This is a genomic window from Mycobacterium senriense (assembly GCF_019668465.1).
GTDB lineage: Bacteria > Actinomycetota > Actinomycetes > Mycobacteriales > Mycobacteriaceae > Mycobacterium > Mycobacterium senriense.
Genome location: NZ_AP024828.1, coordinates 5,011,778 through 5,034,326, shown reverse-complemented (window position 1 = coordinate 5,034,326; position 22,549 = coordinate 5,011,778). Strand labels below are relative to the sequence as shown.

General features: G+C 65.4%; 26 protein-coding genes and 1 tRNA gene. 11 read left to right on the top strand and 16 right to left on the bottom strand.

Annotated features, from left to right (window positions below):
• Positions 1-60: 60 nt before the first annotated feature.
• Positions 61-666 (bottom strand): HdeD family acid-resistance protein, encoded by a 606-nt coding sequence (locus MTY59_RS23445; protein ID WP_221043272.1) that lies wholly within the window; start codon positions 664-666, stop codon positions 61-63.
• A 45-nt stretch (positions 667-711) separates the two neighbouring features.
• On the bottom strand, positions 712-2,043 hold the full coding sequence (locus MTY59_RS23440; RefSeq protein ID WP_221043271.1) for an adenylate/guanylate cyclase domain-containing protein: 1,332 nt from the start codon (positions 2,041-2,043) through the stop codon (positions 712-714).
• Between the two features lie 935 nt (positions 2,044-2,978).
• Here MTY59_RS23440 and MTY59_RS23435 point away from each other — a divergent pair.
• From MTY59_RS23435 to MTY59_RS23420, 4 genes are all read left to right on the top strand, one after another.
• Complete coding sequence (locus tag MTY59_RS23435) at positions 2,979-3,269, top strand: hypothetical protein (RefSeq protein ID WP_221043270.1); 291 nt, start codon at positions 2,979-2,981, stop codon at positions 3,267-3,269.
• 356 nt (positions 3,270-3,625) lie between these two features.
• On the top strand, positions 3,626-3,913 hold the full coding sequence (locus MTY59_RS23430) for a hypothetical protein (RefSeq protein WP_221043269.1): 288 nt from the start codon (positions 3,626-3,628) through the stop codon (positions 3,911-3,913).
• Positions 3,914-4,019: 106 nt separating this feature from the next.
• Positions 4,020-4,229 (top strand): hypothetical protein, encoded by a 210-nt coding sequence (locus MTY59_RS23425; protein WP_221043268.1) that lies wholly within the window; start codon positions 4,020-4,022, stop codon positions 4,227-4,229.
• An 11-nt stretch (positions 4,230-4,240) separates the two neighbouring features.
• Positions 4,241-4,801, top strand: a complete 561-nt coding sequence (locus MTY59_RS23420; RefSeq protein WP_221043267.1) for a hypothetical protein — start codon at positions 4,241-4,243, stop codon at positions 4,799-4,801.
• A 467-nt stretch (positions 4,802-5,268) separates the two neighbouring features.
• Here MTY59_RS23420 and MTY59_RS23415 read toward each other — a convergent pair whose 3' ends face one another.
• The 11 genes from MTY59_RS23415 to MTY59_RS23365 all read right to left on the bottom strand — a co-directional run bounded on the left by MTY59_RS23415 (position 5,269) and on the right by MTY59_RS23365 (position 12,000).
• The gene (locus MTY59_RS23415; RefSeq protein ID WP_221043266.1) at positions 5,269-5,961 is read right to left on the bottom strand and encodes a hypothetical protein; all 693 of its coding nucleotides are present in this window, start codon (positions 5,959-5,961) and stop codon (positions 5,269-5,271) included.
• Positions 5,962-6,681 (bottom strand): hypothetical protein, encoded by a 720-nt coding sequence (locus MTY59_RS23410; protein ID WP_221043265.1) that lies wholly within the window; start codon positions 6,679-6,681, stop codon positions 5,962-5,964.
• 13 nt (positions 6,682-6,694) lie between these two features.
• The gene (locus tag MTY59_RS23405) at positions 6,695-7,171 is read right to left on the bottom strand and encodes a hypothetical protein (RefSeq protein ID WP_221043264.1); all 477 of its coding nucleotides are present in this window, start codon (positions 7,169-7,171) and stop codon (positions 6,695-6,697) included.
• Positions 7,172-7,190: 19 nt separating this feature from the next.
• On the bottom strand, positions 7,191-8,174 hold the full coding sequence (locus tag MTY59_RS23400) for a major capsid protein (protein ID WP_347881596.1): 984 nt from the start codon (positions 8,172-8,174) through the stop codon (positions 7,191-7,193).
• Complete coding sequence (locus tag MTY59_RS23395) at positions 8,113-8,499, bottom strand: capsid cement protein (protein ID WP_221043263.1); 387 nt, start codon at positions 8,497-8,499, stop codon at positions 8,113-8,115. Before MTY59_RS23395 ends, MTY59_RS23400 begins: the two co-directional genes overlap by 62 nt.
• A 196-nt stretch (positions 8,500-8,695) precedes the next feature.
• A complete protein-coding gene (locus MTY59_RS23390) occupies positions 8,696-9,262 on the bottom strand; it encodes a hypothetical protein (RefSeq protein WP_221043262.1) in 567 nt (188 codons plus the stop codon).
• Positions 9,263-9,264: 2 nt separating this feature from the next.
• Entirely contained in the window at positions 9,265-9,633 is a 369-nt protein-coding gene (locus tag MTY59_RS23385; protein ID WP_221043261.1) for a helix-turn-helix domain-containing protein, read from the bottom strand.
• Between the two features lie 23 nt (positions 9,634-9,656).
• A complete protein-coding gene (locus tag MTY59_RS23380; protein WP_221043260.1) occupies positions 9,657-9,983 on the bottom strand; it encodes a hypothetical protein in 327 nt (108 codons plus the stop codon).
• Positions 9,980-10,183: a hypothetical protein gene (locus tag MTY59_RS23375; protein ID WP_221043259.1), complete on the bottom strand. Its 204-nt coding sequence runs from the start codon at positions 10,181-10,183 to the stop codon at positions 9,980-9,982. The genes MTY59_RS23380 and MTY59_RS23375 overlap by 4 nt, the downstream gene beginning before the upstream one ends.
• Complete coding sequence (locus MTY59_RS23370; RefSeq protein ID WP_221043258.1) at positions 10,174-11,538, bottom strand: AAA family ATPase; 1,365 nt, start codon at positions 11,536-11,538, stop codon at positions 10,174-10,176. Before MTY59_RS23370 ends, MTY59_RS23375 begins: the two co-directional genes overlap by 10 nt.
• Before the next feature lie 240 nt (positions 11,539-11,778).
• Positions 11,779-12,000 carry a helix-turn-helix transcriptional regulator gene (locus tag MTY59_RS23365; protein WP_221043257.1) on the bottom strand — a complete coding sequence of 74 codons (222 nt, stop codon included), beginning with the start codon at positions 11,998-12,000 and terminating at the stop codon, positions 11,779-11,781.
• A 15-nt stretch (positions 12,001-12,015) separates the two neighbouring features.
• Between MTY59_RS23365 and MTY59_RS23360 the strand changes: the two genes are divergently transcribed.
• Both MTY59_RS23360 and MTY59_RS23355 read left to right on the top strand, forming a co-directional pair.
• The gene (locus MTY59_RS23360; RefSeq protein ID WP_221043256.1) at positions 12,016-12,636 is read left to right on the top strand and encodes a helix-turn-helix domain-containing protein; all 621 of its coding nucleotides are present in this window, start codon (positions 12,016-12,018) and stop codon (positions 12,634-12,636) included.
• Position 12,637: 1 nt separating this feature from the next.
• A complete protein-coding gene (locus MTY59_RS23355; protein WP_221043255.1) occupies positions 12,638-13,753 on the top strand; it encodes a site-specific integrase in 1,116 nt (371 codons plus the stop codon).
• 49 nt (positions 13,754-13,802) lie between these two features.
• Here MTY59_RS23355 and MTY59_RS23350 read toward each other — a convergent pair.
• Positions 13,803-13,876: transfer RNA gene (locus MTY59_RS23350), tRNA-Leu, on the bottom strand.
• A gap of 112 nt (positions 13,877-13,988) precedes the next feature.
• Here MTY59_RS23350 and MTY59_RS23345 point away from each other — a divergent pair.
• The gene (locus MTY59_RS23345) at positions 13,989-14,606 is read left to right on the top strand and encodes an ANTAR domain-containing response regulator (RefSeq protein WP_221043254.1); all 618 of its coding nucleotides are present in this window, start codon (positions 13,989-13,991) and stop codon (positions 14,604-14,606) included.
• A 27-nt stretch (positions 14,607-14,633) separates the two neighbouring features.
• Here MTY59_RS23345 and MTY59_RS23340 read toward each other — a convergent pair whose 3' ends face one another.
• The gene (locus MTY59_RS23340; protein ID WP_221043253.1) at positions 14,634-15,836 is read right to left on the bottom strand and encodes a lipid-transfer protein; all 1,203 of its coding nucleotides are present in this window, start codon (positions 15,834-15,836) and stop codon (positions 14,634-14,636) included.
• Positions 15,833-16,276, bottom strand: coding sequence for a Zn-ribbon domain-containing OB-fold protein (locus tag MTY59_RS23335; protein WP_221043252.1), 444 nt, complete (start codon positions 16,274-16,276; stop codon positions 15,833-15,835). Before MTY59_RS23335 ends, MTY59_RS23340 begins: the two co-directional genes overlap by 4 nt.
• A gap of 164 nt (positions 16,277-16,440) precedes the next feature.
• Here MTY59_RS23335 and polA point away from each other — a divergent pair, with 164 nt between their 5' ends.
• The 4 genes from polA (at position 16,441) to coaE (ending at position 22,544) form a co-directional block, all read left to right on the top strand.
• On the top strand, positions 16,441-19,101 hold the full coding sequence (gene polA, locus MTY59_RS23330; protein ID WP_221046615.1) for a DNA polymerase I: 2,661 nt from the start codon (positions 16,441-16,443) through the stop codon (positions 19,099-19,101).
• A 116-nt stretch (positions 19,102-19,217) separates the two neighbouring features.
• Positions 19,218-19,664 carry a DMT family transporter gene (locus MTY59_RS23325; RefSeq protein WP_221043251.1) on the top strand — a complete coding sequence of 149 codons (447 nt, stop codon included), beginning with the start codon at positions 19,218-19,220 and terminating at the stop codon, positions 19,662-19,664.
• A gap of 210 nt (positions 19,665-19,874) precedes the next feature.
• A complete protein-coding gene (gene rpsA, locus MTY59_RS23320) occupies positions 19,875-21,311 on the top strand; it encodes a 30S ribosomal protein S1 (protein ID WP_065031143.1) in 1,437 nt (478 codons plus the stop codon).
• Positions 21,312-21,329: 18 nt separating this feature from the next.
• A complete protein-coding gene (coaE, locus tag MTY59_RS23315; RefSeq protein ID WP_221043250.1) occupies positions 21,330-22,544 on the top strand; it encodes a dephospho-CoA kinase in 1,215 nt (404 codons plus the stop codon).
• Positions 22,545-22,549: the final 5 nt, after the last annotated feature.

The window sequence follows — 22,549 nt, the reverse complement described above, 5'->3', positions numbered from 1 at the left end:
AGACTGCGGAGGGCCGACCAACGGCTACGACAGAGTGTAGTAGATGAGTCGGCGTCTCCGCTACCGCAGCCCCTGCTCAGCTGGCGCGAGGGTCTTGGAGGCCTTGCGGATCCCAAACGACGAAATGATCTCGAACACACCGATGACGATGAACCAGGCGCCGACCACGATCGCCAGGGTGACGATGGATTGGAACGGTGAGGCCAGCACGACGATGCCCGCGAGCAGGCTGATCACCCCGACGAAGATGTTCCACCCCCGGCCGGGCAGGTGCGGGTCGCTTACGGCCGAAACCGTTGTGGCGACACCGCGGAAGATGAACCCGACGCCAATCCAGATGGCCAGCAGCAGGATTGCGTATCCCTGACCGAAATGACGGAACGCCAGCAACGCCAGGATCAACGACGCCGCGCCACTGACGAACAGCAGGATCCGGCTGCCCGCCGAGACGTGAAGCGAGAACGCGAAGACGACCTGCGCGATACCGGTGATCAAGAGATAAACGCCGAACGCGACGGCGGCGACCAGGATGGAAATTCCCGGCCAAGCCAGCACCAGGACACCGAGGACAAGAGACAGAATTCCCGACAGCAGAGCGGATTTCCACAGATGCGGCAGCAAGCTCGGAACAGGGTGGGTTCCAGGAGAGCCAGGGGAGATAGTCATGGCCGAAGTCTGGCACAAACGTGAGCTGTGGTACAGGGACGTTGGTCAGACGTGGACCGTGCGCGGATCCTCGGCGCGCAGGTCGGTGGGTTCTTCACCGGCCCTTCGGCCGATTAGATACCAGGTGCGCATAACGCCCTTGCCCTTGATCTCGATCCGGCCGCGCTCCTGCAGAACGAAGTCGTGTTTGAGACGTTCATGCATCGCCTCGGGCACTTGAATTCGGCCCACCGAATCGGTGGACTCCATCCGCGACGCGACGTTGACGGCGTCGCCCCACACGTCGTAGAAGAACCGGCGCGAGCCCACCACACCGGCCACGACGGGTCCGCAGGCCATGCCCATCCGCAACGGGACCGGACCGCCGTGCGGATCCTTCAGCGCCCCAGCAACATTGGCCATGTCGAGCGCCAGCGCGGCCAGGGCGAAGGCGTGGTCCGGCCGCGCGCGCGGGACCCCGCTGACCACCATGTAGGAGTCGCCGCTGACCTTGATCTTCTCCAGGCCGTGTCTGTCGACCAACTCGTCGAAGGAGCCGTACAGCCTGTCGAGGAACCGCACCAAATCGGCCGGGCTGGTGCTGCTGGCGCGTTCGGTGAAGCTGACGATGTCGGCGAACAAGACGGAGGCCTCGTCATACTTGTCGGCGATGACGTTCCGGTCGGCGCTTTTGAGACGCTCGGCGATACTGCCCGGCAACATGTTGGCGAGCAGCGCCTCCGACCGCCGATACTCGGATTCCATCACCGTCTCGGCACGCCGGGTATCGCGCAGCGCGAACCACACCGTGATGAACACCATGACGCACGCGGACACGATGGTGACGACGAACATCATGGACTGCGCCCACCCCGGCACCAAGCCGGTATCACGGGGAACGAGAAATTCCAGCCCTATGATCAGGCCGGCGGCGATCGCCGCCAAAATTCCGGCCAACACGATGTGATCCAGCCCCAGCACCAGCACCACCAGGCACGCGCCCACCACCAAGAAGAACTGGGCGCCCGAGGCTGTGCCCGAGTCCCAGCAGGTGGCGAAGACCGTGGCATAGGCGGCGCCGATAAAGGTCAGCGGCGCGACCAGATCACCGAAGCGGTGCAGCCACGGCACAGATGCGAAGATCACCGCCGAGATGACATTGACGAGCAGCATCTGCCAGATCCAGGCGCCGGTGACGACCTGCAGTACGACGAAGGTGGTGCAGACTGCCACTGCCAGCCAGGCCGCAATCGTGAGCACTCGGTACTGGCGTGCGGCGCTGTCGGCGTAGTGCTGATTGCGGTCGCGTGACTGGGCGCGCGCCGCAGCCACGCAGTCCGGGCGCTGCGAGGAGCCGTCTGGGCGTCTTGGTGGGGCACCACACTTCTTGGCCGCCACGGGTGTAAGCCTAACCGCCGAGCAGGCTGGTCGGCGAATGTCTCCAAAAAAGTTGGCGATTTCGCCCCGTAAGTTTCCGATTCTGATAACAGTTCTTGTTATCGGGTTGTTATCGGGTTTGCGAATGGATCGTTATGGTTATTTAACACGTGTTAAGCAGGGCTGTTAGACACGTGTTGGCCTCGACTAAGGGGTGCCTGATGGCGCGTCTCAAGAGATTCGTTCTTGCGTTAACCCTAGCTCTCACCGCTTTGCTCATAGACGGCTGCAGCGCCGCCTGCGGCGACCCGGGCTGGTTACTCCGGGTAGCCACCGATTCGATCGGCAACTCCGCGGGGGCAGATGTGTCTGCCTCCGGCCAGGTTTGCGTTACCCGGTCCTTCGGCGACTGAACCGGACGGTGGGCCTCGACGAGGGGTGAGGCCCCCCAACGGTCCGGTTTGCGCGGGACCCCCGGGCATTGGCTCACGCGACCGAAGCCGTTGCTGGAAGGATTTCGGCACGCACGCGCGCGGCGGAGAAATAGTATGAATTCATAGCGATCTTGCTAATGCAATTGCGTGCGCGTAATTGCGTGGAGTTGTTTAAATGCCCCGGATCCATACCATTGGAAGGTATTGGAGGAAATAACAGACCGCCGGGTTTGGAAACGGCGGTGAAGGCGCTACTTCGGTACCGGAAAGGGTAGTAGCTCCCCCGGTGCGCCGAGTGCCCTGCGTCCCTTGGGGCAGCGGATTGTCGGCGCGCGCGCTGGGTCTGTGGTGCCCTCGGTGAGATTCGAACTCTATTTTTGCCTCAGTTCAGGGCACCGAAACAGTCTCTAGCTGCTAAAAGACATCACAGTAGTTCACAAGAGTTATGTGTAACTGTGGGCAAAGTGTGGGCACGGCGTGGGCAATCTGAACCACCAAACCCAAGCCGAAAGGAACGTCCCCATGACCAACACTTGGCGCAACTTCGCCGCCCAACTCACCCCGGACCAGGTAGCTCAGTTCGAGCGAATGCAACTCGCTGGTGTTCCTGACGCAGATCCCGCGCTAGCGGCCGCCACACTCGACCTGGCGATCGAGCTCGCGGCGATGAACCGCGCCAGGACGATGCCCGCGCGGGAGATCGTCGATCAACTCGTCAACCGGATCGGCGAGGCCGAGACACGCCGCCGGCTCGGGCTGCCGGCATCGACCGACCTGTACCGACGCGCCGAGATGTTGGACGGCGGGCGATAAACGGCGGGGCGACGGCCGCCTAGGGATGCCAGTAACAGCCGCTTCCCACTGTTACTGCTGGGGCACCTGTTGCACATCTGCAACAGGGCGACAAACTGTAGACGATTTTGGCCAGGACGCGACCGCGACACGCCGGCCAGAACCGCGGAGACGCACGCTTGGCGCTGTACCGTGATTTTCGCGGATAACGACGAAGAACCCCAGCCGGGGGGTCGTCCCACCCGGTAGGGGTTCCGTCGAACATCGCGTTTTCCCCGCGCGGTCCCGACGGTATCACCGCCGACTGAGCGGTTCCAGATGACCCGCCGGTTTTGTGGTGGGAGCCATCGGGATCGTTACCGTAGATGGGAGAAGCGATGTCTGGGTACATCGTCTCTTACGATTTGTCGGCACCCGGGCGCGACTACGCGAGCCTCTTCAGCTACCTGAAGTCGTTCCCGTATCACGCGCACCTGCTCGAGAGCAGCTGGGCAATCATCACCGACAAGTCCGCGATGGAGGTGTGCAACGAGATCCTCGCGCACATCGACAGCAACGATCACGTGATGGTTAACGAGGTGACTCGCAACACGGCCTGGTTCGGTCTGCCGGCCCCGGTCAGCGAGTGGCTGCAGAAATATCTGCCAGCTGTCGCCACCACCTAACAGTTCGAGGGAAGCGCGGGACACCTTCCGGTGTCCCGCGCTTTTCTGTGTTGGGGTCGGCGTTGCGCCGCCAGCGCTGGACTCGCAAGCCGTTACGGTGCCGTCCATGGAAATAGACGACGACGCCCTCCAACGCGAGCTTGAGCGCATCACCAAAGAACACGACCGCACCATCGAGATCCCGGATGGCCTCACCGAAGACGAAGCCGTTGCGTCCGCGATCGAACAGTACAAAGAGATGACCGGCATGGAACTCGCAGAAGAAGACGTACGCGCTGAGGTGCGCCGAAAGATGGCCGGCCGCGACACAACCTAAGCGACCCGACAGTGAGCAGCACCGCTACCGCCGTGACGGCGTGGATTGCGTTCGCCATATCGGTCGGCACCTTCGTGTGGAAGTTCGTCGAGACCTACATCCGCTGGCCGCGACTAGGAGTCGACCTCCGCCAGAGCGTTACCGTAACCGTCGCGTTCACCCTGGCGACGACGACGACGATGGGCGGCCCGCCGCCACAAAAAACCCCTACCCAGCCATCTGAACCTGGTCCGCCCAACCAGGACCGGTTCGACATCATCGTCGTCAACAGCGGCGCCGAGGCCACAACGGTTTTCAACGTCGGCATACGATCCGCAGACGGGTCGCAACGTATCGACGTCCTGTGGGAGCGGGAACACGGTCGAGAGATCTCAGGCCCGGAACTGCCTGCACGCGTCGAGGCGCACGGCACGCTCACCTGGACTATCGACCACGAACTCACAAGCCGGTACCCGAGAGGGACAAAGCTCGTCGGATGGGCACACCGATGGCGGCAGTACCACAAATATCCCAAATCACGGCGGAACACGATCAGCGAATACGTGACACCGCTCGAATACGTGAAGAACTGATTCGCGAGGCCCCGGCCCCAAACCGGGGCCACCCCAGGCAGCGCCTAAAAACGCTGATTCACAACGATTTTCGTCCCACGCATAGCCCGCGCAGCGCCCCGATCGGCCCCAACCGGCCGCCGGGTCCGGGAAGTTTTCACCCCCGCGTGAACAAAAATTTTGTCTACCGTGCGGAGTCGCGCCCACCCCCCCGTCGAATTTTTTTCGGGGGGCCCGGCGCTGTGGCATCGAGCGCCAGGTGTTCAACCTCTACGAGCTCGTGCTTCACGGTCGGCGGCGGGGAGCTCTACCGGAGCTTGCGCCGCCCCAACAGTGTCCCAACGATCACTGCGACACCGACGATCACCAGCAGCGTGATCATGCTTTCCCCCTTCGTGTGGATGCTGCTCACGATAAACGGGGAATCGCCGGGGAATGGTCGCGCGGGGATTGGTGTCGCTGGGGATTGGTGTTGTCGGGGATTGGTTTCAGATCAGGTGCAGCCGATAGGGGTGGCCGCCGACGGTCGTCACGGCCTCGTGCAGCCGGGCCGTCGTTTCGGCCGTGTCGGCTGCGAGTGTGGCGTCGAGGCGCTGTTGGTCGGCCGGCGAGTCTGTCCAATACAGGCGCGGCGCGGTGGTGAATCGCAGGTTCGCGTCCGCGGCGACCGCATCGTCGTAGTTGGCTGCGATGTCGTTGTAGGTGTTGAACGGGATTTCTTCGGCGATGCCGAAGTAGCCGAAGCACACGTCGGTGTGGCCGGGCGGCTGGAAGCGGCCGTAGTTGTTGAATCCCACGATCATCGCCGCGCCTCGCGCCGCGTGATCGCTGAGTTTCCGTCTCGCCGTCCGGTATTTCAGGTACGGGCACGCGATCACGGCGTAGAACGCGCAGCTCCGGTGCACCGGGCCCACGAGTTGTGCGTACAGGCCGCCGGGGTAGAGGAAGTGGCTATCGGTTGACCCTCCTTCTGCGACAACGGTGTAGACGCGGCCGGGGATCGGGTATCCGCAGACTTCGCAGCATCGCCGCATACCCAATGCTTCGGATCGTCTGATGTCGGCGCCCTTGAGGGGTTTGCCGGATTTCCAGTCGGTGTCTGCGGGCGCGACGAGGTTGGGGAATTCGTCGAGGCGGGGCATGTCGGCCAGCCACGGCGGCAGCGGTGGTGAGTGGCGCATTCAGATTCGCAGCAGCCGGTAGGTGTATCCGCCGACGGTGGTGAGGGATCCGCCGCCGTGGCCGATTCCGCTGTGCGCGAGCCCGATCCGCGCGTGCATGGAATCCTTTTGGTACATCGCGTTGAGGCGTCGTGAATCTTCGGGCGAATCGGTCCAGTACAGGCGCGGCGTGGTCGTGAATTTGAGTTTGGCGTCGGCGGCCACGGCGGCGCGGTAGTTGGCTGCGCAGGTGTTGGCGGGCAGTTCCTCGGCGAGGTCGAAGTATCCGAGCAGCACCGCCGCGCTTGCGGTCGGCGCCGAGGCGTGCCCGGGTGGATTGAACAGGCCGTAGCCGTTGAACCCGGCGACGAACGCTTGCCCTCGGGTCGAATGGTCGGTGAGCCGGCGGCGTGAGATGTTGTGCCGCAGGAATGGGCAGACGACGGCGGAGTAGATCGCGCATGAGCGGTGCATCGCGTTGGCGCCGGCGAACAGCGGGCCCGGGTATCGGTAGTGTTCGCCGGTTTCGGTGAAGATCGCGTAGACGCGCGGGCCGAGCGGATAGCCGCAGAGCCAGCAGCGGCGTCGGGCGCCCAAGACGAACGATCGGGCGCCATCGCCGTTGGCTTTGACGGGCTGCCCTGATTCCCACGAGTTGCCCGCTGGCGCGGGCAGGCCGTGGAAATCGTCGAGGGTGGGCAGTCTGGCGGTCCAAGGCGGGCGCGTCGGGTAATCCCTCATGCCGTCGGGCTACTCACCAGAACCATTTGCCGACGCCGGTGTCGGACCCGGCGCCCTGGGTCTCGGATTCGGCGCTGGCGTGGCCGATTTCGGACAGCGGTACGGCGGTTTCGTCGGGGATGCTGGCCAGCACTTCGCCCATGCCCGCGTCGGCCGCGATCAGCGAAACCCAGTGCTTGCGGCGTGATGCCGCGATTTTGCCTTTGTCGATCGCGGCGTCGACTTGGGCCTCGACCTTGGCTTGATCGGCGGCCGCGCGTAGCCGGCGGCCTTCGGCGGCGTCGCGTTTGAGCGCTTCGTGGCTGTCGGCGTCGAGCAGCTCGAGGCCGTGTTTCTTCGCGGCCGCGGCGATCGCCGAAGGTGCCTCGGGTTCGACAGCTACCGCGTCGCGCACGGTGTCGAGGACCAGCGACACGTCGTCGGTGTCCTCGGGGAGTCCGAGCAGCGCGAGCAGCACCGCGGACTGTGTGTCATCGAGTGTCAGTGCCATTGTGTATCAATCCTTTTCGCTACGAGGACAATCCGGTCAATTTCTTGCAGGCGAACGGCCGGTCCACGGCAAACGCCGGCACGGCGAACGACTGAACACGCCACGACCGGATCGATTGGTCGATCCAGCTTTCGGTGGTCAGCCCGAACTCCCAGCCGACCACGCCGACCATGCCGCCTTGCACCATGTACGCGGTGCCGTCGGTCAACCGCGGGTTGGAGTGCATCGTCAAGCCTGCGGACTTCAACACCTGATCGAGGTATTGCCCGTAGAGGGTCCGCAGCGCGCGTGCCTGCTCCGGTGCAACAAGAAGCGTGTCCAGCTTGACGCCGAGCTCGTCACGGTCGGCGAGTTCCTGCGCGGCCGCGAAGTGAGCTGTCGGCAGCTCGTTGGATGCGGTCAACTGATCCAGAGGCCCAACCGTGATGGCGGTGTCCCACGGCGTCGACACTGCAATGCTGGCCGGGTCTTCGGCTTCAAGCGCCGCGACAGCCCGCAGGTCCAGGGTTTTCGTGATGGTGTTCGCCAGCTGGAGCACCTGCGTGTCGAGCAGGCTGATGTTGTTGCGGAGCACCTGTTCGATCGGCACCGTGAACGCGCCGCCGAAATCTTCGACGAGACTCAACCGAGGGTCTGGCAGGACGCCTTCGATCTGCTTGTATTCGGCGCCGGGAACGCGAGGTTCGACCGGGCCCGCGGTGTAGTAATCCGAGGATGCGATGCTGTTCCAGAGCATGGCTCCTGCCTGGACGCGGGAACCGTACTGCCGGAACAGTTTTGGCAGCAGGATCATGTCGTCGGCGAGCTTGGCGATCTGCTGCGCGATGATGGTCGGCTGTTTCAGCGCGACATCGACGGAAAGTTGCCGCCCGTTCAGTACGGGTAGCAGCGGGGAGTTGATAGGCGTGGTCACGGCGTGGATTCCTTCCGGGTGCGTGGGGTTAGTAGAGGGCGATTTCGGCGATACCGCCGTCGGCGGCGCCGTTGACGGCCACCCCGACAACCGGGTTGGTGCCGCTGGCGGTCGAGACTGCGCCGCCGGTACCGACCTGCACGGCCGCGCCGGCCGCAATCGCGCCGGCCGCGATCACCTTGACGACACCGCCCCGGGCGACGAGGACGAGCTGCCCGGCGGGCGCAGAGTAGGCGGCAACGCCGAACGGCCGGTCGCCGGCCGCCGACGGGGCGACAGCGAGGTTCCCGCCGACCGCGCGGTTACCGCTGATCGAAACGAAATGCCGCTCAGTCACATTCGCGGTCGCCTGCGCGGTGATGCGGTGATGGCTCGGCGGCTCGTAAGACCAGGGCGCGGTGATCGTGGTGCTCATGTGTTGGTTGCTCCTATCAGATTCGGCGAACTGCGGGTTTGTTGACGGTTGGCTGGGTGCGGCGGCGTCGCACGGCCTCGGATGCGTGGCGCTTCTGCTCGGCGGCGCCGGCGCGCGGATTGCGGCGATGCTGCTCGACGTGGCGCTCCCTCGCGGCGCGGAACGCGGCGAGACCTGACACTTTTGCGGGCACTTGTCAGGCTCCGATCGTGATCTGGGTGCGGCGCCGGCGGGCTGCCGCGACTCGGACAGCTCGTTCGCGTGCGGCCCGGTCGCTGGCTGGTGCGGCGGCGAGGATGACGCGGCGCGCCGATCGGGCGGCCACGCCGTACAGGGCGGCTACGTCGTCAACGTCGGATAGTCCATCCACGCCCGGCAATTCGGCTCCCAGCAGGGCAACGGCAGTGAGGACAAACCCGTATTCGCGGCCGTCGCTGCCGGTATAACCGGTCAATCCTTCGACCGAGCGTTGCGGCCATGCCGAGCCCATCACGGCAGCCAGGGCGCGCGGCACGTCGACGAAATCCCCAACCAGCATGGCGCCGGCCTGGGCGAGCCGAAGATTTCGGACGCGCCCGAATGCCGGCGCGCCGCGGCCGCCAACATGGCCGAGGGTGATGACCGGATCTCTGACCAGGCCGGCTTTGTAAGCGGCTACAGCATCAGCGAGGTCTTGGCGGGTCACAGTCCATGTCCCGGTGCTGATTTCATGCACGCCGATCTTCGCTAGCTCGACGTTGGGAATCGTCACGACGTTAGGCACGGTCACCGCTCCATGCGTTCGGCGCGGGCTTCGGCGTAGCGTTCGACGTCGGCGGCGTCGAAAAACCATCGTGTCCCGGTGAAGCGGGCGCGGACTTTGCCGCGGCGGGCGAGATCGCGGGCGCCGCTCGGTGTGCAGCCGAGGATGCGGCGCGCGTCGCCTGTGCCGATGACATGTCCGAGATCTTCGCCGCTTTTCGCCGCTGTGTCCGCGCAGCTACTACGCGAACCGTCAGTAACCGCTGACGCTTTCAGCTTGGCGCGCAGCGATTCCAGCCGCGGCCGAGGTTGCTTCCCGTCCGCCAGCAGCAGTTCGCAATACCGCGACAGCGCGCCCACCAGGTAGGCGGCGTCATCGGCGTCGAGCAGCACACCATGCGAAACGCGCTGAATCGTCATGCGCCGCTGGTGTTGTCGCCGGGCATCGTGATCTTGCCGTCCGCCCCCACGTCCGCGAGGTACAGGTGCAGCCGCGCGATCTCTTCGCGCAGCTTGCTTGTCATCGCGAGCGGTTCGTCGGCGTACTCGTGAAGCAGCCCGAGCACGGCGGGCAGGATTTCCGCGGACGCGTCGGGCCCGAAATCGTTCAGGGCGGACCGGCGGGCGAGTTCGGCCCCTTCGGGCCAGAGCCCGGACCACAGGGCGTGTACGAGGATTTGAGCGGCTCGGAGCCGGATCCGGATATGCCGGCGCGGATCATCCAGGGGCACTTGCTCAGTCATGGTTGAGTCCTCTCGTGATCGTGGTTGAGTTGTTCGGCGCGGAGCCGGTCGACGCCGACGACGAGCCGGGTTGCCAGGTCGATCGCTTCGTCGGCGGTGAGGGTGAACCGGTACGCGTCCCCGAGACGCAGCTGGATCCGCGCCGGGTGGAACTTAGGCACGACAGAAGCGGCGAGACCCGCGGCAGCGTTCAACCGCATGCCGGCGCCTCTGGGGTCCGTTCACCCACCCCTATATAGGGGTGGGGTGAAACGTGATCGCCTGCTGCGTGATCGGCGTGATCGGTGCCGTGATCGCCCTGACCTGCTATTCCGTCGTTGTGCGTGATCGGTGCGTGATCGGCGTGATCGTCGTCGGTATCGAAAAGTCCGTGATCGGCCCTGACCTGCGGTTTTTCGTCTGCGCGTGATCGGCCGTGATCGGTGCGTTCGGCGACGAAATACGCTGCCGCGACGCCGCCGTCATCGCCGCCCTTACTGCCCTCGATGCGCACCAGCACGCCGGTAGCAACTAGCTTGTCGAGTTTGCGGCGCCCCTTCTCAATATCGGCGCGGCTTGGTTGCGGCTTCTCGGTAATCGCTTGCGCCGCGCCCTTCGCGGTCAGCCCGTCCGGCCCAGACGCCTTCACCAGCTCGACGAGATTGATACCGTGCTCAATCGACAGGATCCCCGCGCCTTGGTCGTGCAGCAGATGGTACGGGCCCACTTCCTCGGCGGGCTGCTTGACATGTCGGAACCCGACAATAGGATCGCCAGGTTCACCGCCGAGCAGGATGACCGAGCCGCAGCCGGAGGTCAGCCATGTCGAGCCGTAAATCATGTCCACGGCCGAGCCGGGCTGGTCATGTCGGTTGTTGCGCTTGACAACGTGATGCAGCTCGATGAGCTGACAGCCCGAGGTCAGAAGGTGTTGGCGCGCGCGGTTGTAGCTGGCGCCTACGGTGTCGTCAGAGAGGCCGATCGCGGCGTCTTTCAGCGAGTCGACGATCACGACGTCGGCCGCGTGTTGGGTAGCCATCGCCGCGAGCAGCGTCGGATTGACCGCGATGTCGGCGGCCGGCGGGCCCGGGCGCACAGTGAGCCGCTGTGTCAGTAGCGGGCGATCGCTTTCGCTGAATTGCCTTCGCAGCGAACGTGATATCTGCCGCGGACGGTCCATCGCTAAGTACAAAATCCGGCCGTCGAACTCAGCGAAGGGCAGCCCCAGGACCGTTTCGAGGCCGCCGAGGAGTGCTTTGACGATGAGCCCGGCCAGCGTGGTTTTTCCGACGCCTTGCGGACCGGCGATCATCAGCGCTTCTCCTGGCGCCCAGAGCACTTGGGTGCCTTCGCCCCATATCGCGGGTACCTCGGCGGGTTGGTCGAGGATGAACCGGGCGCCTGTAACGGCCGGATCGGGCAGTTGCGCGGCCTCAGCGCCATCATCGTCGGGGGGTTGTTCAGAAGGTCCGGGGTCGTCCGGGTGGGCGCCATTGCGGATCGCTGTGTCCCGGCGTTCGTCCTCGGCGAGCCATTCGAGATACTCGTCGGAGCGGTCAATGCCAGCGTCAGCCATTGCGCGGCCACCCGTCGGCCCGTTCTCGCGGCGTCAGCGGGTCACGTCGGCGGGTGTGTGGCAGCGGCGGAAGCCGGCGCGCCGCTTCATGTCTGCGCCGCAATTGCGCCAACAGCTCAGCGCCGTGCCCGTGTCGGTTGCCAGCGCTAGACTCACAGCTGGTCTCTTTCGTCAGCGGTGGCAACTGGGATCTGGAAGCCGGCGCCCCACCATCCGGGCGCCGGCTTCCTCGTTTCTGGCTCATACCACGGCGCTGCGCTGATCGTCGGTGCGCTGCATCCGGTTCGCGGCGAGGTAAGCGAGCACATCTGAGCGCAAATACCGGACGCGCCGTTCCCCGAATCTGACGAAGGGGACACCGCGGCCGAGGTACCGATCCTGTGCCAGTGATGCGGGCGTTGTTCGCATGAATTTGGCCAGCTCGGCCGATGTCATGACTTCGGGAAGGTCGTTGCCGCCCATCTGAAACCTCTATCTTTGATCTCATCCGCGTTCAGTCTGATCGCGTCTCCATCAAGTTATAGACGGTCTCGATTTATTGCGCAAACCAACATCACTCTGATACTTGAATCTTCATTTTTGATCGCGCATACTCGTGGCGTGTCAGGTAAGTCGATGGATCTGGGGCCGATCGGAGCCCATGCCGCCGAAACGGTGCGCACACTCCGGGAAAAACGACGGCTGACCTATGCCGAATTGGCCCGGATCCTCGACGGCCTCGGCCGTCCGATTCCGCCGTTGGGATTGCGACGTATCGAGGCCGGCGAACGGCGAATAGACGTCGACGATCTGGCCGCGCTTGCGTTGGCGCTCGAGGTATCGCCGCTGCGGTTGCTGCTGCCGACCGAGGAAAGCGCGCTGGTGTCCAACGGCGAACGCTATTCGGCTGCCCGGATATGGGATTGGGGCATGGGCAGGTGGCCGCTTGCCGGCGATGAGGTGACGTTCGTGCGCGATTCGCACCCGCTGCGGTGGGCCGAGAAGATGACCGGCCGCGAAACAGGCGACGCGATGACCCTCAAGCTCGGCGCGCACACGATCCAGCGCGACATCGAACGCGAAGAACAGATCGCCCACAAGTCGGTTGAGGGCGACTGACGTGGCAACCATCAGTAAGTATCAAACATCAAGCGGTGCAACGCTTTACCGCGTCCGCTACCGGACTCCCGAACGGGGTCAGACCGATAAACGCGGGTTCAAAACCAAGCGGGACGCCGAGGCATTCGCCAACAGCGTCGAGGTCACCAAAGCGCGCGGGGAGTATGTCGCGCCATCCCTCGGGCGGGTCACGGTCGGGGAGTTGGGCACAGCGTGGCTGCTGCGCAAAGAAGGCCATATGAAGCCCAGCGCGTATCGCTCCTATGAGAACGCGTGGCGGGTGTACGTCGAGCCGCACTGGCGCGCGACGAAGGTTGCCGACGTCCGCTACACCGCGGTTCAGGCCTGGGTCGCCGGGCTGTCCAAGAAGCTCAGCGCATCGCGGGTGACCACGGTGTATTCGGTGCTGGCAGGCATCCTTGATGACGCCGCCCGGGACCGTTTGATCGCTGCGAATCCGGCGCGTGGCGTGAAGCTGCCGCGCCGCGGCAAGCGGAAGAACGTCTATCTCTCACCGGACCAGCTGCGCTGCTTGGCGATCGAATCGGGGCGTTACGGGTCGCTGGTGCTGCTGCTCGGGACCGTGGGCCTGCGTTGGGGTGAGGCCGCGGCGCTGCGCGTTGCTGACGTCGACTTCCTGCGGCGCCGTGTCGTGCTGCACGAGAACGCGGTGGCTGTCGGGGGAACAACTCACGTCGGCACGCTCAAAACCGGGCACAGCCGCACGGTGGCGCTACCGGCGTTCGTCGTCGACGAGCTCGCGGCTACCTGCGCGGGCAAGGACCGCGACGAACTGATCTGGCCTGCGCGCGACGGAGGGTACCTGGCGCCACCGACGAATAAGTCCTGGCTGGCCGGCGCAGTGGAACGATGCCAGAAGGCCGACAAGACATTTCCGCGGATCACCGCACACGCTCTACGTCACACCGCGGCGTCGCTGGCGGTGTCGGCGGGCGCCAACGTCAAGGTGATTCAGAGGATGCTCGGGCACTCCTCGGCCGCGATGACGCTCGATGTCTACGCCGATCTTTTCGACGACGATTTCACTGCAGTCGCCGACAAGTTATCTGAAACTGTGGGCAAAGTGTGGGCACGAGGGGGTGACGCGGCGATCTAGCAAACATCGAAACGCCGTCCTACCTGCAACAACGGACTTACAGCTTGAGTGCCCTCGGTGAGATTCGAACTCACACTGGACGGGTTTTGAATCCGTTTCCTCTGCCAGTTGGGATACGAGGGCGCGCGGCCTCTTACCTTAGAGGCAGCCTCCCACCATAGAGGATCAGGAGTGCTCAACTGCCTCACCGCCCCCGAGGTCGCTGGTCTGAGGCGTTCACGACACAATATGCGTCATGACAGGCCCCACGACCGACACCGACGCCGCTGTGCCGCGCCGGGTCCTGATCGCTGAAGACGAAGCGCTCATCCGAATGGATCTCGCCGAGATGCTCCGAGAGGAGGGTTACGAGATCGTCGGAGAGGCCGGCGACGGACAGGAAGCCGTCGAATTGGCCGAGCGCCATCAGCCGGACCTGGTGATCATGGACGTGAAGATGCCGCGCCGCGACGGCATCGACGCGGCCTCGGAGATTGCCAGCAAGCGCATCGCCCCGATCGTGGTGCTGACCGCCTTCAGCCAACGCGATCTGGTGGAAAGGGCGCGCGACGCCGGGGCGATGGCCTATCTGGTGAAGCCGTTCACCATCAGCGACCTCATCCCGGCCATCGAATTGGCACTCAGCCGCTTCAGTGAGATCGCCGAGCTGGAGCGCGAGGTGGCCTCGTTGTCCGACCGGCTGGAGACCCGCAAGCTCGTGGAGCGCGCGAAGGGGCTGCTGCAAAGCGAGCAGGGCATGACCGAGCCCGAGGCCTTCAAGTGGATTCAACGGGCCGCCATGGACCGCAGGACCACGATGAAACGGGTGGCCGAAGTCGTCCTGGAGACCCTGGACCCGTCCAAGGACGCCTGAGACCGTAATCGCCGGCGCCCGTAGGTCCTAACGCGCGACGATCACCGACGAGCCGTGCCCGAACAGCCCCTGGTTGGCGGTCACCCCGACGGTGGCGTTCTCCACCTGCCGGCCGGTGGCCCGGCCACGCAGCTGCCAGGTCAACTCGCAGACCTGAGCGATCGCCTGGGCGGGGATCGCTTCGCCGAAGCACGCCAGCCCACCCGACGGGTTGACCGGGACCCGGCCGCCGATCGTGGTGGCGCCGCTGCGCAGCAGTTCCTCCGCTTCGCCCTTGGCGCACAGCCCCAGATGCTCGTACCAGTCGAGTTCCAGCGCGGTGGACAGGTCGTAGACCTCGGCCAGGCTCACGTCCTCGGGTCCGATGCCCGCCTCGGCGTAGGCCGCATCGAGGATCTGATCCTTGAACACCCGCTCCGGGGCGGCCACGACGGCGGTGGAATCCGTTGCGATGTCCGGCAATTCGGGCAGGTGCTGCGGGTAGCGCGGCGTGACCGTGCTGACCGCGCGCACGGACGGCACACCCTCGAGCGAGCCGAGGTGCTTGCGGGCGAACTCGGCGCTGGCCACGATCAGTGCCGCGGCGCCGTCGGAGGTGGCGCAGATGTCGAGCTGCCGCAACGGGTCCGAGACCACCGGACTCGCCAGCACGTCCTCGACCGAAGATTCCTTGCGGTAGCGGGCGTTCGGGTTCTGCAGGCCGTGCTGGGAGTTCTTCACCTTCACCGCGGCGAAGTCCTCGGACGTCGCGCCGTAGAGATCCATCCGGCGCCGCGCCAGCAACGCGAAGTACACGGGGTTCATCGCACCGATGAGGTGGAAGCGCTGCCAGTCGGGGTCGTTCTTGCGCTCGCCGCCGACTGGGGCGAACGCGCCCTTCGGGGTGGTGTCGGCGCCGATGACCAGCGCGACGTCGCAGAAGCCGGCCAGGATGTGGGCACGGGCGCTCTGCAGCGCCTGCGAACCGCTGGCGCAGGCCGCGTAGCTGGAGCTGACCGGCACGCCGTTCCAGCCGAGCTTCTGGGCGAACGTCGACCCCGCGATGAAGCCCGGGTAGCCGTTGCGGATCGTGTCGGCGCCGGCGACCAGCTGGATCTGCTGCCAGTCCAGCCCCGCCTCGACCAGCGCGGCGCGCGCGGCGACCACGCCGTATTCGGTGAAGTCGCGGCCCCATTTGCCCCACGGGTGCATCCCGGCCCCGAGGATGTAGAGCGGTTCCGGAGCGCTCATGAGGCCACCTTCCACGCGTGCACGAGGCGTTCGACGCCGTCGGCGTCGGTGAACAGGGTCATGGTGGCCAGCTCCATCTCGATGCCGACCTTCAGGTCGGCGGCCAGCGTGCCCTCGACCACCTTGCCGAGCACGATGATGCCCTCGTCGGCCAGCTCCACCGCGGCGATGGCGAACGGTTCGAACGGGTCCGCCGCCGGGTAGGGCGCCGGTGGCGGGTACCGGTTCTCGGTGTAGCTCCACAGCGTTCCCCGGGTCGACAATGCGACGGACTCTAGGGCGTCGCTGGCGCACGCCGGATTGGGGCAGTTGTTCTCCCGCGGCGGGAACACGAAGGTGCCGCACTCGGGGCACTTGCTGCCGATCAGATGGGGATTTCCGGCGTCATCGGTGGCGAACCACCCGTCGATCGCGGGTTCTTGACTGGTGACCTCTGGCACTGGGCCAGACTACCCAGCCCAAACTCAAAACTGAAACGTGTTGCAGTTCTGCTGGTGGCACGGTTGGGGCGCCTGGTCCGTCACACCGGGTGCTTAGAGTGAGAGCCGTGCCCGCCACGAAAACCACTACGAAGGCCAGCGAGGAAGAAACCACGCCGACGCTCATGCTGCTGGACGGCAACTCGCTGGCGTTTCGGGCGTTCTATGCGCTGCCCGCCGAAAACTTCAAAACCCGCGGCGGGCTGACCACGAACGCGGTCTACGGCTTCACCGCCATGCTGATCAACCTGCTGCGCGACGAGGCCCCGACCCACATCGCCGCGGCGTTCGACGTGTCGCGGCAGACCTTCCGCTCCGAGCGCTACCCGGAGTACAAGGCCAACCGGTCGGCGACGCCCGACGAGTTTCGCGGCCAGATCGACATCACCAAGGAAGTCCTCGCGGCGTTGGGCATCACGGTGTTGGCCGAGGAGGGTTTCGAGGCCGACGACCTGATCGCAACGCTGGCCACCCAGGCCGAAAACGACGGCTACCGCGTGCTGGTGGTCACCGGCGACCGTGACTCGCTGCAGTTGGTCAGCGACAACGTGACGGTGCTGTATCCCCGCAAGGGGGTCAGCGAGTTGACCCGCTTCACCCCGGACGCGGTCGTCGAGAAGTACGGGCTGACGCCCAAGCAGTACCCCGACTTCGCGGCACTGCGCGGCGATCCCAGCGACAACCTGCCCGGCATTCCCGGCGTGGGGGAGAAGACCGCCTCCAAATGGATCGGCGAATACGGGTCGCTGCAGGCGCTGGTGGACAACGCCGACTCGGTGCGCGGCAAGGTGGGCGACGCGCTGCGCGCACACCTGGCCAGCGTCATCCGCAACCGCGAGCTGACCGATCTCGTCAAAGACGTGCCGCTGGCCCAGACTCCGGACACGTTGCGGCTGCAGCCGTGGGATCGCGACCAGATTCACCGGCTCTTCGACGACCTGGAGTTCCGGGTGTTGCGGGACCGGTTGTTCGAAACCCTGGCCGCGGTGGAGCCCGAGGTCGACGAGGGCTTCGACGTGCGCGGCGGCGCGCTGGAAGCCGGCGAGCTCGCCGTGTGGCTGGCCGAGCACAGCTCGGGAAAGCGGTTCGGCCTGGCCGTCGTCGGTACCCACCTGGCCTACGACGCCGACGCCACCGCGCTGGCCATCGTCTCCGCCGACGGCGAGGGCCGCTACATCGACACCGCGACGCTGGATCCAGAAGACGAAGCGGCGCTGGCGTCTTGGCTTGCCGACCCCGGTCCGCCCAAGGCGCTGCACGAGGCCAAGCTGGCAATGCACGACCTGGCCGGACGCGGCTGGACGCTGGCCGGCGTCACCTCCGACACCGCGCTGGCCGCCTACCTGGTGCGGCCCGGGCAGCGCAGCTTCTCCCTCGACGACCTTTCGCTGCGCTACCTGCGCCGCGAGCTGCGCGCGGAAAACCCCGAACAGCAACAACTTTCGCTGCTCGACGACGACGAGGGCACCGACGACCAGGCGGTGCAGACGCTGATCCTGCGCGCCGTGGCGGTGCTCGACCTGGCCGACGCGCTCGACGAGGAGTTGGCGCGCATCAACTCCACGTCCTTGTTGAGCGGCATGGAGCTCCCGGTGCAGGCGGTGCTGGCCGGCATGGAAAACGCCGGTATCGCAGTCGATTTGGATCTGCTAAACGAGCTGCAGAGCGATTTCGCCCACCAGATCCGCGACGCGGCCGAGGCGGCGTACGCAGTGATCGGCAAGCAGATCAACCTGGGCTCGCCAAAACAGTTGCAGACGGTGCTCTTCGACGAGCTGGAGATGCCGAAGACCAAGCGCACCAAGACCGGCTACACCACCGACGCGGATGCCCTGCAATCGCTGTTCGACAAGACCGGCCATCCGTTCCTGCAGCATCTGCTGACCCACCGCGATGCCACTCGGCTGAAAGTCACCGTCGACGGGTTGCTGAACTCGGTGGCCTCGGACGGGCGCATCCACACCACGTTCAACCAGACCATCGCGGCCACAGGCAGATTGTCGTCGACCGAGCCGAACCTGCAGAACATTCCGATCCGCACCGAGGCGGGCCGGCGGATCCGCGACGCGTTCGTCGTCGGCGACGGTTACAGCGAGCTGATGACGGCCGACTACAGCCAGATCGAGATGCGGATCATGGCCCACCTGTCCAAGGACGCGGGCCTCATCGAGGCGTTCAACACCGGGGAGGACCTGCACTCGTTCGTCGCCTCGCGGGCATTCGGCGTGCCGATCGAAGAGGTCACCGCCGAGCTGCGCCGCCGGGTCAAGGCGATGTCCTACGGCCTGGCCTACGGATTGAGCGCCTATGGGCTGTCCGCGCAGCTGAAAATCTCCACCGAGGAAGCCAAAGACCAGATGGAGCAATACTTCGCCCGGTTCGGCGGGGTGCGCGACTACCTGATGGACGTCGTGGAGCAGGCCCGCAAGGACGGCTTCACGTCGACGGTCTTCGGCCGCCGTCGGTACCTGCCCGAACTCGACAGCAGCAACCGTCAGGTGCGCGAGGCCGCCGAGCGGGCGGCGCTCAACGCGCCGATTCAGGGCAGCGCGGCCGACATCATCAAGGTGGCGATGCTCGAGGTCGACAGGGCGATCAAAGACGCAGGGCTTTCGTCCCGGATTTTGCTGCAGGTGCACGACGAGTTGCTGTTCGAGGTCGCCTCCGGCGAGCGGGACCAGCTGGAGGCGCTGGTACGCGCCAAAATGGGCGGCGCCTACCCGCTCGACGTGCCGCTGGAGGTTTCGGTGGGTTACGGCCGCAGCTGGGACGCCGCGGCGCATTAGCGCGGCGATCCGGCCGACGTGGTTGCGCACTAAGCGAACGTCGACACCGGCGTTTGTCGCGAGCGAATCCGGGTCACACCGCAGGCGACGACTAGCGCGACGAACCCGGGAGTGTCATGAACGCAGGCTGGATCATTCCGTTCATCGTCCTGGGCGGCGCGCTTCAGACGTGCGGAGCCGCCATGAACGGCCAGCTCTACAAGCACCTGATCAACCCGTGGCTGGCGTCGGCAGTGTCCTTCGCGGTGATCACCGTTTTCTTCGTTGCCGCATTCCTGTTGATGCCGAAACCGCTGCCCACGGCCAGGGACGTCGCGTCGATGCCTTGGTGGGCCGTGGTCGGTGGCCTGGTCGGGGCCGTCCAGGTCTATGCCGGCCTCACCCTGGTCAACCGGGTCGGGGCCGGCACGTTCATGGGCATCACCGTCACGTCAGCGCTCATCATGTCACTGGTGATCGACCATTTTGGCTGGTTGCGGCTGGATCCTCACCCGATCACGCTGCCCAGGGCCCTCGGCGGCGTCCTCATGGTGTGCGGAGTAGTGCTGATCGCCAGGTTTTGACAGTTGGAGCGGCCCTGCGGCCTCGCGAGCAAAACGCCACGGAACGCCACGGTGACAAAGCGGCCCAAAATTTGCCCGCACGTCATGTCCGCGTCAGATATTCAGAGGTAAGAGAGGCTGGGTTTGGCCAGCATCAGCACAGTCGAGTAGCCTCGACAGGTAAATCCCAATTGTCCCTACGACCAAACCTGTCCGGAGCAACCCAACAACATGCCGAGTCCCGCCGTCACCTCGCCGCAAGTAGCCGTCAACGACATTGGCTCGAGCGAGGACTTTCTCGCCGCAATAGACAAAACGATCAAGTACTTCAACGATGGCGACATCGTCGAAGGCACGATCGTCAAAGTGGACCGGGACGAGGTGCTCCTCGATATCGGCTACAAGACCGAAGGGGTCATCCCCGCCCGCGAACTCTCCATCAAGCACGATGTCGACCCCAACGAGGTCGTTTCCGTCGGTGATGAGGTCGAAGCCCTGGTCCTCACCAAGGAGGACAAAGAGGGTCGCCTGATTCTCTCCAAGAAGCGCGCGCAGTACGAGCGCGCCTGGGGCACCATCGAGGCGCTCAAGGAGAAGGACGAGGCCGTCAAGGGCACCGTCATCGAGGTGGTCAAGGGTGGCCTGATCCTCGACATCGGGTTGCGCGGCTTCCTGCCCGCCTCGCTGGTCGAGATGCGCCGGGTGCGCGATCTGCAGCCGTACATCGGCAAGGAGATCGAGGCCAAGATCATCGAGCTGGACAAGAACCGCAACAACGTGGTGCTGAGCCGCCGCGCATGGCTGGAGCAGACCCAGTCCGAGGTGCGCAGCGAGTTCCTCAACCAGCTGCAGAAGGGCGCCATCCGCAAGGGTGTCGTCTCCTCCATCGTCAACTTCGGTGCGTTCGTCGACCTCGGCGGTGTGGACGGTCTGGTGCACGTTTCCGAGCTGTCCTGGAAGCACATCGACCACCCGTCCGAGGTGGTGCAGGTGGGCGACGAGGTTACCGTCGAGGTGCTCGACGTCGACATGGACCGCGAGCGGGTTTCGTTGTCGCTCAAGGCGACTCAGGAAGACCCGTGGCGCCACTTCGCCCGCACCCACGCCATCGGCCAGATCGTGCCCGGCAAGGTCACCAAGCTGGTTCCGTTCGGTGCGTTCGTGCGTGTCGAGGAGGGCATCGAAGGTCTGGTGCACATCTCCGAGCTGGCCGAGCGCCACGTCGAGGTCCCCGACCAGGTGGTCGCCGTCGGCGACGACGCGATGGTCAAGGTCATCGACATCGACCTGGAGCGCCGCCGGATCTCGTTGTCGCTCAAGCAGGCCAACGAGGACTACACCGACGAGTTCGACCCGGCGAAGTACGGCATGGCCGACAGTTACGACGAGCAGGGCAACTACATCTTCCCCGAAGGCTTCGACTCCGAGACCAACGAATGGCTCGAGGGCTTCGACAAGCAGCGCAACGAGTGGGAAGCCCGCTACGCCGAGGCCGAGCGCCGGCACAAGATGCACACGGCGCAGATGGAGAAGTTCGCCGCCGCCGAGGCTGCCGGGCACACCGAGCAGTCGCCGGGCAACGGTGCTCCTCCGGAGAAGGCGGGCGGATCGCTGGCCAGCGACGCCCAATTGGCCGCTCTGCGGGAGAAACTCGCCGGCAACGCGTGACGCTCTGCTGAGCACGTCATGCTGCGGATCGGGTTGACCGGTGGCATCGGCGCCGGCAAGTCGGCGCTGTCGTCCACCTTCGAGCAATGCGGTGCCGTCATCGTCGACGGTGACGTCATCGCACGTGAGGTGGTGCAGCCGGGGACCGAGGGCCTGGCCGCGCTGGTCGAGGCGTTCGGAAGCGACATCCTGCTTGCGGACGGATCGCTGGATCGACCGGCGTTGGCCGCGAAAGCCTTTCGCGACGACGAGGCACGCAAGACGCTGAACGGGATTGTCCACCCGCTGGTGGGCAATCGCCGTTCGGAGATCATCGCCTCGGTGCCCGAGGATTCCGTTGTGGTCGAGGACATTCCGCTGCTGGTGGAGTCCGGGATGGCGCCACTGTTCCCGCTCGTCGTCATCGTCCACGCCGACGTGGAGGTGCGGCTGCGGCGACTGGTCGACCAGCGCGGCATGCCCGAGGATGACGCCCGCGCGAGGATCGCCGCGCAGGCCAGCGACGAGCAGCGCCGCGCGGTCGCCGACATCTGGGTGGACAACTCGGGCAGCCTCGAGGATTTGGTACAGCGGGCCCACGACGTGTGGGACACCCGCATCGTCCCGTTCGCGCACAACCTGAGCGCACACCAGATCGTCCGGGCTCCGGCCCGGTTGGTGCCGCCCGACCCGAGCTGGTCGGACCAGGCGCAACGAATTGTGAGCCGCCTCAAGACCAGCTGCGGTCACCGCGCGCTGCGCGTCGATCACATCGGCTCGACCGCCGTGCCGGACTTACCGGCCAAGGACGTCATCGACGTTCAGATCACCGTCGAATCCCTGGCAGTCGCAGACGAACTCGTCGAGCCGTTGCTGTCCGCCGGGTACCCGCGCATCGAGCACGTCGCCGAGGACGTGGCCAAGCCCGACGCCCGCAGCACCGTCGAGAGCTACGACCACCGGGACGATCCGGGGCTGTGGCTCAAGCGAGTTCACGCCTCGGCCGATCCCGGTCGACCGACCAACGTGCACATCCGGGTGGACGGCTGGCCCAATCAGCAGTTCGCCCTGCTGTTCGTGGACTGGCTGACGGCCAACCCCGCCGCCCGAGCCGACTACCTAAACGTCAAGCGCGCCGCCGAAAAGGGCGGCGCCGGAGACACCGCGGCCTACGTCGAGGTGAAAGAGCCGTGGTTCCTGGACGCGTACCGCCGGGCCTGGGAGTGGGCCGACTCGACGGGCTGGAAGCCCTGACCCTT

What these genes read in the sequence shown, in the direction of transcription:
- MTY59_RS23445 (WP_221043272.1), bottom strand. Translation starts at nt 666, where the DNA reads ATGACTATCTCCCCTGGCTCTCCTGGAACCCACCCTGTTCCGAGCTTG.
- MTY59_RS23435 (WP_221043270.1), top strand. Translation starts at nt 2,979, where the DNA reads ATGACCAACACTTGGCGCAACTTCGCCGCCCAACTCACCCCGGACCAG.
- MTY59_RS23430 (WP_221043269.1), top strand. Translation starts at nt 3,626, where the DNA reads ATGTCTGGGTACATCGTCTCTTACGATTTGTCGGCACCCGGGCGCGAC.
- MTY59_RS23425 (WP_221043268.1), top strand. Translation starts at nt 4,020, where the DNA reads ATGGAAATAGACGACGACGCCCTCCAACGCGAGCTTGAGCGCATCACC.
- MTY59_RS23415 (WP_221043266.1), bottom strand. Translation starts at nt 5,961, where the DNA reads ATGCGCCACTCACCACCGCTGCCGCCGTGGCTGGCCGACATGCCCCGC.
- MTY59_RS23410 (WP_221043265.1), bottom strand. Translation starts at nt 6,681, where the DNA reads ATGAGGGATTACCCGACGCGCCCGCCTTGGACCGCCAGACTGCCCACC.
- MTY59_RS23405 (WP_221043264.1), bottom strand. Translation starts at nt 7,171, where the DNA reads ATGGCACTGACACTCGATGACACACAGTCCGCGGTGCTGCTCGCGCTG.
- MTY59_RS23395 (WP_221043263.1), bottom strand. Translation starts at nt 8,499, where the DNA reads ATGAGCACCACGATCACCGCGCCCTGGTCTTACGAGCCGCCGAGCCAT.
- MTY59_RS23380 (WP_221043260.1), bottom strand. Translation starts at nt 9,983, where the DNA reads ATGACTGAGCAAGTGCCCCTGGATGATCCGCGCCGGCATATCCGGATC.
- MTY59_RS23375 (WP_221043259.1), bottom strand. Translation starts at nt 10,183, where the DNA reads ATGCGGTTGAACGCTGCCGCGGGTCTCGCCGCTTCTGTCGTGCCTAAG.
- MTY59_RS23370 (WP_221043258.1), bottom strand. Translation starts at nt 11,538, where the DNA reads ATGGCTGACGCTGGCATTGACCGCTCCGACGAGTATCTCGAATGGCTC.
- MTY59_RS23365 (WP_221043257.1), bottom strand. Translation starts at nt 12,000, where the DNA reads ATGGGCGGCAACGACCTTCCCGAAGTCATGACATCGGCCGAGCTGGCC.
- MTY59_RS23345 (WP_221043254.1), top strand. Translation starts at nt 13,989, where the DNA reads ATGACAGGCCCCACGACCGACACCGACGCCGCTGTGCCGCGCCGGGTC.
- MTY59_RS23340 (WP_221043253.1), bottom strand. Translation starts at nt 15,836, where the DNA reads ATGAGCGCTCCGGAACCGCTCTACATCCTCGGGGCCGGGATGCACCCG.
- polA (WP_221046615.1), top strand. Translation starts at nt 16,441, where the DNA reads ATGCTGCTGGACGGCAACTCGCTGGCGTTTCGGGCGTTCTATGCGCTG.
- MTY59_RS23325 (WP_221043251.1), top strand. Translation starts at nt 19,218, where the DNA reads ATGAACGCAGGCTGGATCATTCCGTTCATCGTCCTGGGCGGCGCGCTT.
- rpsA (WP_065031143.1), top strand. Translation starts at nt 19,875, where the DNA reads ATGCCGAGTCCCGCCGTCACCTCGCCGCAAGTAGCCGTCAACGACATT.
- coaE (WP_221043250.1), top strand. Translation starts at nt 21,330, where the DNA reads ATGCTGCGGATCGGGTTGACCGGTGGCATCGGCGCCGGCAAGTCGGCG.